This is a genomic window from Microbacterium sp. B19 (genome assembly GCF_000333395.1).
In the GTDB taxonomy this organism is placed as follows: domain Bacteria; phylum Actinomycetota; class Actinomycetes; order Actinomycetales; family Microbacteriaceae; genus Microbacterium.
Window position 1 is genome coordinate 18,300 of the sequence record NZ_BADA01000566.1, and the last position, 10,073, is coordinate 28,372.

Consider the following 10,073-nt stretch of genomic DNA (forward strand, 5'->3'; position numbering starts at 1 on the left):
CATTTCTCCCCCGTTCTTGTCGCGACCGCGGCCCCCTGCCCGCGCGATGCCAGAATAGGTCCAAACTCACATGAGTGGTAGCGCCACTGCTGGCGCAAGAGAGCCCAGCGTCCAGTTTGCCGTTCCGCCGGCGCGACCGCCTCAGTTCAGAATGTTCACGCTCCGCGCGATCACCAGTGCCAGCAGCACGAAACCCGTGATCGCCTGCACCATCATGAACAACTTCGCGCGGACGCTCAGCGGCATCACGTCGGTGGGGCTGAACGCCATCGCATTGGATGCCGAGAAGTACAGGTAATCGATGTAGCCGGGTGCCCAGTCCGTGGTGCTGGATGATCGCCGTTTCACCTCGCTCACGGCATCCCCGTCCGAATCCTGCGGGAACTGGAAGTCGGCCGGCTGCAGCTGGTCCCGGGGGTCGCGACGGCGGGCGACGGGTCCCCCGCGGTCCATCTCCCAATAGACGGCGCCGTAGCCGATGACGTTGATCGCCCACACCTGCGCGGCCCCGAGCAGCGTCACGGCGCCGTTGCCCTGTCCGTCGAGCAGCTGCCGGACGAGCAGGACGAACGCGACCTGGTTCGCCAGGAGCAGGATCGACACGAATGCGAGGGCGAAGGCACGCCCCACGCGCGAATCCCGGTCGAAACGGGTCGGATGCGTGATGACCATCGCGATCGTGCACAGCAGGCTCGCTCCCACCACGACGTAGCGCAGCTCGCCGGAGATGTCGCTCGGCAGCACCGCGTAGAGCACTGTTCCCAGGGCCAGGAAGATCAGGACCGGCCAGCGGTGCTCGGGCCGGGTGCGGAATCCCGCGGATTCTTCGGACGTCACGCGCTCAGGCTAGACCGCACCCCGCCCGGTGCCGGGAGCCCCGCGCGGACGCGGAGAACGAGGGATGCCTCGCCGCCGAGGCATCCATTCCCCTCCGGCTCCCGATGCGCATCCGTGGGGGTCGCGACTGACTAGGCTGGACGACGGTGAATTGTGCGGAGCAGACAAGGGTTGCCGCACGAGTATGGCGATTCTCTGGCATGACCTGCCAGACGACGAAAGGTCTTCCGTGACTGTTCACGATCAGGATCCGTATTCGCAGGGGCCGCAGGACAGCGACCCGGAAGAGACCGCTGAATGGCAGGAATCCCTGCGCCAGCTGGTCCAGGCGAAGGGCCCCGGCCGCGGGCGCGAGATCATGCTGAGCCTGCTCAAGGGCTCCAAGGATCTGCACCTCGGCGTTCCGATGGTGCCGACCACCGACTACATCAACACGATCGCTCAGTCGAACGAGCCGGAGTTCCCCGGTGACGAGGAGCTCGAGCGTCGCTACCGCAAGTGGATCCGCTGGAATGCGGCGGTCACCGTCCACCGTGCGCAGCGTCCCGGCATCGGCGTCGGCGGCCACATCTCGACCTACGCGTCGTCGGCCGCTCTGTACGAGGTCGGCTTCAACCACTTCTTCCGCGGCCTCGACGACCCGTCCGGCGGCGACCAGATCTTCATCCAGGGCCACGCCTCCCCCGGCACCTACGCCCGCGCCTTCCTCGAGGGTCGCCTGACCGAGGCGCAGCTCGACGGCTTCCGCCAGGAGAAGTCCGCCGCGCCCAATGGCATCCCGTCGTACCCGCACCCCCGTCTCATGCCGGAGTTCTGGCAGTTCCCGACGGTGTCGATGGGTCTCGGTCCGATCAACGCCATCTACCAGGCGATGTCGAACAAGTACCTCAGCAACCGCGGCATCAAGGACGTCGGCGACTCGCACGTCTGGGCGTACCTCGGCGACGGCGAGATGGACGAGGTCGAGAGCCGCGGCCAGCTCCAGGTCGCCGCGAACGAGGGTCTCGACAACCTCACGTTCATCGTCAACTGCAACCTGCAGCGTCTCGACGGTCCGGTCCGCGGTAACGGCAAGATCATCCAGGAGCTCGAGAGCTTCTTCCGCGGTGCCGGCTGGAACGTCATCAAGGTCGTCTGGGGCCGCGAGTGGGACGACCTGCTCGCCCGCGACACCGAGGGTGCGCTGCTCAACCTCATGAACTCGACGCCCGACGGCGACTACCAGACGTACAAGGCCGAGAACGGCGCGTACGTCCGTGAGCACTTCTTCGGTCGCGACCCGCGCGCGCTCGAGCTCGTCAAGGACTACACCGACGAGCAGATCTGGGGCCTCAAGCGCGGTGGCCACGACTACCGCAAGGTCTTCGCGGCGTTCAAGGCGGCCAAGGAGCACAAGGGTCAGCCGACCGTCATCCTCGCCAAGACGATCAAGGGCTACGGCCTCGGCCCCCACTTCGAGGGTCGCAACGCCACGCACCAGATGAAGAAGCTGACGCTGGACGACCTCAAGGCCTTCCGCGACGCGATGGACATCCCCGTGTCCGACGCGCAGCTCGAAGAGAACCCGTACCAGCCGCCGTACTACAACCCCGGCGAGAACGACGAGACGATCAAGTACATGCTCGAGCGTCGTCGCGCGCTGGGCGGCTTCCTGCCGGAGCGCCGCACCACGCACGTGGGCCTCGAGCTCCCGGGCGACCAGGCGTACGCGCTGCCGAAGAAGGGCTCGGGCACGCAGGAGGTCGCCACGACGATGGCGTTCGTCCGCCTGCTCAAGGACCTGCTCCGGGTCAAGGGCTTCGGTCACCGCATCGTGCCGATCATCCCCGACGAGGCCCGCACGTTCGGTATGGATGCCTACTTCCCGACGGCGAAGATCTACAACCCCAAGGGTCAGCACTACACGTCGGTCGACCGCGAGCTGCTCCTGGCCTACAAGGAGAGCCCCGAGGGCCAGATCATCCACGTCGGCATCAACGAGGCGGGCGCCCTCGCGGCGTTCACCGCGGCGGGTACGTCGTACGCCACGCACGGCGAGCCGCTGATCCCGGTCTACGTCTTCTACTCGATGTTCGGCTTCCAGCGCACGGGCGACGCCCAGTGGGCGGCGGGCGACCAGATGGCGCGCGGCTTCATCATCGGCGCGACCGCCGGTCGGACCACCCTGACGGGTGAGGGCCTGCAGCACGCCGACGGACACTCGCAGCTGCTGGCATCCACGAACCCCGCCACGGTGTCGTACGACCCCGCCTACGGGTACGAGATCGCGCACATCGTCCGCTCGGGCATCGAGCGCATGTACGGCGGCCAGCACCCCGACCCGAACGTCATGTACTACATCACGGTCTACAACGAGCCGCTGGTGCAGCCGGCCGAGCCCGAGGGCGTCGACGTGGACGGCATCGTCCGCGGCATCCACCGCGTCTCGGTCGGCGAGGGCGAGGGTCCGCGTGCCCAGCTCCTCGCGTCGGGCGTCGGTGTGCCGTGGGCGTACGAGGCCCAGCGTCTCCTCAAGGACGACTGGGGCGTCGTCGCCGACGTGTGGTCGGTGACCTCGTGGACGGAGCTCCGCCGCGACGGCCTCGCCGCCGACGAGCACAACTACCTGCACCCCGATGAGGAGCCCCGCACGGCCTACCTCACGGAGAAGCTTCGGGATGCCGAGGGCCCGGTGGTCGCGGTCAGCGACTGGATGCACGCCGTCCAGGACCAGATCCGCCAGTGGGTGCCGCAGCGCTACCTGACGCTCGGTGCCGACGGGTTCGGGTTCTCCGACACCCGCGCCGCCGCCCGTCGCTTCTTCAAGATCGACGGCCCGTCGCTCGTCGTCCGCACCCTGCAGGGTCTCGCGGACGAGGGCAAGGTCGACCGCGCCGTGGTCGGCCAGGCCATCGAGAAGTACCGCCTGTACGACGTCAACGCCGGCACGAGCGGGAACGCCGGCGGCGAGGCCTGATCCGCGTGACCGATCGCGCGGCCGTCGACGGCTCGGGAGGGAGCGGGAGCACCGCCCCCTCCCGGGTCGCGGAGGAGAAGGCCGAGACCCTGGCGTGGCTGCGCCGGATCTCGGGCGACCTCGCGACCGCGACGATCCAGCGCCTCGAAGAGACGCTGCCCTGGTACGCCGAGATGCCGCCTGCCCGCCGCTCCGCGGTCGGGCTGGTGGCACAGGCGGGCATCACCTCGTTCCTGCAGTGGTTCGAGGAGCCCGCGTCGACCCCCGCGATCGCGGCCGACATCTTCGCCGCAGCCCCGCGTGAGCTGCTGCGGAGCGTCAGCCTCACCCAGACTCTGCAGCTCGTCCGCGTCACCGTCGAGGTGATGGAGGAGCGCGTCGCCGGTCGTAGCGAGCGCGTGCGCGAGGCCATGCTGTCGTACTCGCGCGAGGTCGCGTTCGCCGCCGCCGACGTCTACGCGCGCGCCGCCGAGGCCCGCGGCCTGTGGGACGCGCGGCTCGAAGCCCTCGTCGTGGACTCGATCCTCACCGGTGAGGCCGACGACGAACTCCCCAGCCGTATCGCCGCCCTCGGGTGGCACGGCCACGGCGAGGTGGCGGTGCTCGTGGGCACGACTCCCCCGCAGCTCGACGTCGACCACGTCCGCCGCACCTCGCGCAAGCTCGGCGTCGACGTGCTCATCGGCGTGCAGGGCTCGCGGCTCGTGCTCGTCGTGGGTCGCGCGGATCTCCCGGTCCGCGGCCGCGAGGACACCACCGAGCTGCCGTTCACCGAGATCGCGAAGCGCCTCGAACCGAGCTTCGGTTCCGGGCACCTCGTCCTCGGCCCCGCGGTCGCCGCCCTCGTCGACGCCGGGCAGAGCGCCCGCGCCGCCCTCGCCGGGTTCGCCGTCGCGCGGGCCTGGCGGCACGCCCCGCGCCCCGTCGAGGCCGACGACCTGCTCCCCGAGCGCGCCCTCGCCGGCGACGCGGTGGCCAAGCAGACTCTCGTGGAGCGCGTGTACCGCCCGCTCCACGCGCACAGCGCCGATCTCGTCGCGACGCTGTGGAGCTACCTCGACAACGGCCGCTCTCTCGAGGCGACCGCGCGAGAGCTGTACGTCCACCCCAACACCGTGCGGTACCGCTTGAAGCGCGTGTCCGAGGTGATCGGGTGGGATGCCACCGGCCCCCGCGAGGCGCTGATCTTGCAGACTGCGCTGATCCTCGGATCGATCGGAACGGATGCCACGCGCCGACGCGGAACGGGTGTGCGGCGGACCACACTCCCCCGCTGATGCACGGCGCGCACAAAGACACGCCGATTTTCTGTGCCGATATCTCCAGAACGGCCCGCCGGATCCTTGGCAGGATGGGACGGTGATCATCGCCGTCTTCCCCGGGCAGGGTTCCCAGACCCCCGGGTTCCTCTCGCCATGGCTCGAGATCGACGGGACGCGTGAGCGTCTGGCCGAGGCTTCCGAGCACGCCGGCGTCGACCTCCTCGCCGCCGGCACCGAATGGGATGCCGACCGGATCCGCGACACGAGCGTCGCGCAGCCGCTGATCGTGGCCGCGAGCCTGCTGTCGTGGGGCGTCCTGCGCGACCGCGCCGGTCAGGGCGCCGACGGCGTCGCCGGCCACTCGGTCGGCGAGTTCGCCGCGCTGGCGGCATCCGGTGTCCTGTCCGAGGCGGACGCGCTGCGTCTCGTCGGGATCCGCGGCCGCGCGATGGCCGAGGCCGCCGCGACGGTCGAGACCGGCATGAGCGCCGTCGTCGGCGGCGACGAGCAGACCGTGCTCGACCGACTCGCCGAGCTCGGCCTGACGCCCGCCAACTACAACGGCGGCGGCCAGGTCGTCGCGGCGGGTGAGCTGTCGGCCCTCGCCGAACTCGCGGCCGAGGCGCCGCGCGGCTCGCGCGTGATCCCGCTCCAGGTGGCCGGTGCCTTCCACACGCGCTTCATGGAGCCCGCCGTCGAGACGCTCCGCGCCGCCGCGGCCGACGTCACCGTCTCCGCGCCGCAGACCACGCTGTGGACCAACTCGGACGGTTCCGTCGTCGAAGACGGTCGTCGCGCCGTCGACCTCGTCGTCTCGCAGGTCGCCTCGCCCGTGCGCTGGGACCGGAACATGGCGTCCTTCGCCGAGCACGGCGTGACCGGCATCATCGAACTCGCGCCCGCCGGTGCCCTCACGGGCCTGGCCAAGCGCGCGCTGCGCGGCACCCCGACCGTCGCAGTCAAGACCCCGGACGACCTCGACGCGGCCGTCGCACTCCTGAAGGGAGAGCAGGCATGAGCACCCCCGTCCTCCGTCAGCTCCAGGGCCCGGCCCACACCCGCATCTACTCGTACGGCGCCGCCCGCGGCGAGAACTTCGTCCCCAACGACGACCTCGTCGGTCCGATCGACTCCAGCGACGAGTGGATTCGCCAGCGCACCGGCATCGTCACGCGCGTCCGCGCCAACAAGGAGACGGATGCCATCGACCTCGCCGCCGCGGCTGCGGCCGAGGCCGTCGAGAAGTCCGGTGTCGCCCCGAGCGACATCGACGCCGTGATCGTCGCGACGATCAGCAACCCCAAGCAGACGCCGTCGGCCTCGGCGATCGTCGCCGACCGCATCGGCGCCAACCCCGCCGCCGCGTACGACGTCAACGCGGCCTGCGCGGGCTTCGCGTACGGCGTCGCGCAGGCGGACGCCCTCATCCGCGGCGGTCTCGCGACGCACGTCGTCGTCGTGGGCGCCGAGAAGCTGAGTGACGTCGTCGACCCGACCGACCGCAGCATCTCGTTCCTGCTGGGCGACGGTGCGGGTGCCGTGGTCGTCGGCCCGAGCGACACCCCGGGCATCGGCCCCACGATCTGGGGCTCCGACGGCTCGAAGGCCGACGCGGTGGGCATGAACCACACGCTGACCGAGTTCCGCGACGGCGTGGCCCCGTGGCCCACGCTCCGCCAGGAAGGACCCACCGTGTTCCGGTGGGCCGTCTGGGAGATGGTCAAGGTCGCCCGGCAGGCCATCGAGGCTGCCGGCATCCAGCCCTCCGACCTGGCGGCGTTCGTGCCGCACCAGGCGAACATGCGCATCATCGACGAGTTCGCGAAGCAGCTGGGGCTGCCCGAGACCGTCGTGATCGGCCGCGACATCGAGACCACCGGGAACACCTCGGCGGCGTCGATCCCGCTGGCCACCCACCGACTGCTCGAGGAGCACCCCGAGCTCAGCGGCGGCCTCGCGCTGCAGATCGGCTTCGGCGCCGGTCTGGTGTTCGGCGCGCAGGTCGTCGTGCTTCCCTGACGCGTGAGCGTCGAACCCTAGACTGATCGGGGCCCGGACGACTCCCCGGGCCGCCCCCAACAACAGGAGAAATCATGGCATTCACCAACGACGAGGTTCTCGCCGGCCTGGCCGAGCTCATCACCGACGAGACCGGCATCTCGGCCGACGAGGTCGCGCTGGAGAAGTCCTTCACGGACGACCTCGACATCGACTCGATCTCGATGATGACGATCGTCGTCAACGCCGAGGAGAAGTTCGGCGTCACCATCCCCGACGACGAGGTCAAGAACCTCAAGACCGTCGGCGACGCTGTCACGTTCATCACGTCGAACCAGTCCTGACCCTCCCGGTGGGGGCCACGGCCCCCACCGGTCACGACCCCTCCGGCCGCACCAAGGATCACACCATGAGCACATCCCGCATCGTCGTCACCGGTATCGGTGCCACCTCGCCCATCGGCGGCACGGCACCCGAGAGCTGGGACGCCCTGCTGTCCGGTGCGTCGGGCGCGCGCACCCTCGAGCACGAGTGGGTCGAGCAGTACCAGCTGCCCGTCACGTTCGCCGCGGAAGCGCTCGTGCGGCCCGAGACGGTGCTCGAGCGTCCCGTCGCCAAGCGCCTCGACCCCTCCTCGCAGCTCGCGATGGTGGCGGCGAAGGAGGCGTGGGAAGACGCGGGCAGCCCCGACATCGACCCCGATCGCCTCGGTGTCGACTTCGCCACCGGCATCGGCGGCGTGTGGACGCTCCTGGATGCCTGGGACACCCTGCGCGAGAAGGGCCCGCGTCGCGTCATGCCGATGACGGTGCCGATGCTCATGCCCAACGCCGCGGCCGGCAACCTGTCGCTGCACTTCAACGCCCGCGCGTTCGCGCGCACCGTGGCGTCGGCGTGCGCGTCGAGCACCGAGTCGATCGTCAACGCCGTGCAGCACATCCGCGACGGCCTGGCCGACGTCGTGATCGCCGGTGGCACCGAGTCGGCGATCCACCCGATCACGATCGCGTCGTTCGCCTCCATGCAGGCGCTCTCCAAGCGCAACGACTCCCCCGAGACCGCGTCGCGTCCCGGCAGCATCGACCGCGACGGCTTCGTCATGGGCGAGGGCGCGGGCGTGCTGATTCTCGAGACCGAGGAGCACGCGAAGGCTCGCGGGGCCAAGATCTACGCCACGATCGTGGGCGGCGGCGTCACCGCCGACTCGTACCACATCACCGCCAACGACCCCGAGGGCCGCGGTGCTGCCCGCGCCGTGCGCATGGCGCTGGAGATGGCGGGAGCATCGCCCGACGACGTCACCCACATCAACGCCCACGCGACCTCGACCCCCGTCGGCGACCCGAACGAGTACCAGGCGCTGCGCGCCGTGTTCGGCGACCGCGTCGACGAGATCCCGGTGTCGGCGACGAAGGCATCCACGGGTCACCTCCTCGGTGGCACCGGCGCCCTCGAAGCGATCTTCACGGTGCTGGCGCTGAAGAACCGCGTCGCGCCGCCCACCATCAACCTCACCGAGCAGGACCCCGAGGTGCCGTTCGCCATCTCCGGCTCTCCGGTCGAGCTCGGCTCGGGCGACCAGCTGGCCATCAGCAACTCGTTCGGCTTCGGCGGCCACAACGCCGTCGTCGCGATCGCCTCCGTCTGATCACAGCCGAACGCCCCCGGCATCCCCCGACTGCGGCGGGATGACGGGGGCGTTCGGTTCGTTGTCGGGAGGGAGATACGCGGTCCCGGTACCGGGAAGCGGTCACCGGCCTCCGGTAGTGGCGCCTCCCCCACCCGACATCTGTCAGCCGACCTTGTGCAACCAGACGATGTGCTGGTTGTCGCCGGCGTGGCGGAACGGCTCGAGCTCCTCGTCCCAGGCGGAGCCCAGGGCGACGTCGAGCTCGCGCTGCAGTTCGAACGGGTCCCCGGCCGCGACGTCCATCGCGTAGCGCACACGGTCCTCGCCGATGACGACGTTGCCGGCCGAATCGGTCTGGGCATAGTGGATGCCGAGCCCCGGGGTGTGCATCCAGCGGCCGCCGTCGCTACGGGGCGTGGGATCCTCGCTCACCTCGAAGCGGAGGTGCTCCCAGCCGCGGATGGCGCTGGCGAGCGCGGCACCCGTTCCGACCGGCCCCTCCCAGTAGAACTCGGCGCGACGGCTGCCCGCGAGCACGGGCTGATCCGACCAGTCGAAGTTGACCGCACGGCCGAGGGCGCGTCCCGCCGCCCACTCCAGGTGGGGGCACAACGCGCGCGGCGCCGAGTGGATGAGGATCACTCCGCGCGAAGACGTGGTCGCCATGGTCTCTCCTTCGTCAGGTACGTCTTCCCCTACGACCTGCGCGAGAGCGGTGGCGGCTGTTCGGTTGTCTCGGTCATTATCGCCGCTTCATAACGAAATCACAACACTGTGATTCTGCCGGTCACGGGCCGAACCACAGCTTCCAGTAGAGCGCGAAATTGCGGTTGCCGTAGGAGGAGCAGCCGTCCCCCTTGTCCCACCGGGCGGCGATCGCCGCGGGGTTCGGCTGGTACGGCGTGTAGTTGTACAGCGCGGCGGTGGCGTGATTGCGGATCTCGACGTCTGTGCCACCGCAGGCCGGGTCGGGTGAGTAGGCGATGTAATGCGTGCCGGGCTGACGCATGAACGCCGACGCGCGGTACGCCTTGAGATCGGTCGCCCCCTGGGCGACCTGCGCCGGAAAGCCGGCCTGGCCGGGGTCGCACGCGGCGTCGTCGGGGCAGCGGGCACCCATGGCGGCGCCGAGCGCCTCGGGCGAGGGAGCGCGGGCGATCCGCCCCGACACGAGACTCTGCTCCTTCTGCAGCGTCACGAGCAGCACCTTCGCCGAGATGCCACACGCGCGCTGCACGCGGTCGATGATCTGCGCCGCCGTGAGGTTTCCGCCGTCGTAAGCCGCGCAGACCGTCTCCCCCGTGTCCTGCGACACGATCGCGTCGCGCGCGGGAAGGTCGGCGTGCAGGACGTTGAGGCAGGCGTCGTTCTCGCAGACGCCGATCTGGTC

At 70.0% G+C, this 10,073-nt stretch carries 8 protein-coding genes and 1 pseudogene; 6 read left to right on the forward strand and 3 right to left on the reverse strand.

All coding sequences use genetic code 11. From position 1 onward, the window contains the following. Nucleotides 1-141: 141 nt before the first annotated feature. On the reverse strand, nucleotides 142-837 hold the full coding sequence (locus I5G_RS19455) for a DUF1345 domain-containing protein (protein ID WP_022880553.1): 696 nt from the start codon (nucleotides 835-837) through the stop codon (nucleotides 142-144). 229 nt (nucleotides 838-1,066) lie between these two features. On the opposite strand from I5G_RS19455, the gene aceE reads away from it, so the two are divergent. The 6 genes from aceE (at nucleotide 1,067) to I5G_RS19495 (ending at nucleotide 8,701) form a co-directional block, all read left to right on the forward strand. Then, the gene (aceE, locus tag I5G_RS19460) at nucleotides 1,067-3,793 is read left to right on the forward strand and encodes a pyruvate dehydrogenase (acetyl-transferring), homodimeric type (RefSeq protein ID WP_022880554.1); all 2,727 of its coding nucleotides are present in this window, start codon (nucleotides 1,067-1,069) and stop codon (nucleotides 3,791-3,793) included. A gap of 89 nt (nucleotides 3,794-3,882) precedes the next feature. After that, the gene (locus tag I5G_RS23745) at nucleotides 3,883-5,070 is read left to right on the forward strand and encodes a CdaR family transcriptional regulator (protein ID WP_036329550.1); all 1,188 of its coding nucleotides are present in this window, start codon (nucleotides 3,883-3,885) and stop codon (nucleotides 5,068-5,070) included. Nucleotides 5,071-5,152: 82 nt separating this feature from the next. Continuing rightward, the gene (locus tag I5G_RS23750; RefSeq protein WP_022880556.1) at nucleotides 5,153-6,073 is read left to right on the forward strand and encodes an ACP S-malonyltransferase; all 921 of its coding nucleotides are present in this window, start codon (nucleotides 5,153-5,155) and stop codon (nucleotides 6,071-6,073) included. Then, complete coding sequence (locus I5G_RS19485; protein ID WP_022880557.1) at nucleotides 6,070-7,074, forward strand: beta-ketoacyl-ACP synthase III; 1,005 nt, start codon at nucleotides 6,070-6,072, stop codon at nucleotides 7,072-7,074. The genes I5G_RS23750 and I5G_RS19485 overlap by 4 nt, the downstream gene beginning before the upstream one ends. Before the next feature lie 74 nt (nucleotides 7,075-7,148). Further along, nucleotides 7,149-7,397 (forward strand): acyl carrier protein, encoded by a 249-nt coding sequence (locus I5G_RS19490; protein WP_022880558.1) that lies wholly within the window; start codon nucleotides 7,149-7,151, stop codon nucleotides 7,395-7,397. 65 nt (nucleotides 7,398-7,462) lie between these two features. Further along, nucleotides 7,463-8,701: a beta-ketoacyl synthase gene (locus I5G_RS19495; protein ID WP_022880559.1), complete on the forward strand. Its 1,239-nt coding sequence runs from the start codon at nucleotides 7,463-7,465 to the stop codon at nucleotides 8,699-8,701. A gap of 144 nt (nucleotides 8,702-8,845) precedes the next feature. Here the strand turns inward: I5G_RS19495 and I5G_RS19500 are convergent, their stop codons facing one another. Together I5G_RS19500 and I5G_RS26095 are read right to left on the reverse strand one after the other, a co-directional pair. Next, nucleotides 8,846-9,349, reverse strand: a complete 504-nt coding sequence (locus tag I5G_RS19500; protein WP_022880560.1) for a DUF3145 domain-containing protein — start codon at nucleotides 9,347-9,349, stop codon at nucleotides 8,846-8,848. A gap of 121 nt (nucleotides 9,350-9,470) precedes the next feature. Continuing rightward, nucleotides 9,471-10,073: pseudogene (locus I5G_RS26095) on the reverse strand (hypothetical protein); the annotation flags it as partial.

Bases quoted from the DNA above. Each gene is read 5' to 3' on its own strand.
- I5G_RS19495 (WP_022880559.1), top strand. From the start codon at position 7,463: ATGAGCACATCCCGCATCGTCGTCACCGGTATCGGTGCCACCTCGCCC.
- I5G_RS19485 (WP_022880557.1), top strand. From the start codon at position 6,070: ATGAGCACCCCCGTCCTCCGTCAGCTCCAGGGCCCGGCCCACACCCGC.
- I5G_RS19500 (WP_022880560.1), bottom strand. From the start codon at position 9,349: ATGGCGACCACGTCTTCGCGCGGAGTGATCCTCATCCACTCGGCGCCG.
- I5G_RS19490 (WP_022880558.1), top strand. From the start codon at position 7,149: ATGGCATTCACCAACGACGAGGTTCTCGCCGGCCTGGCCGAGCTCATC.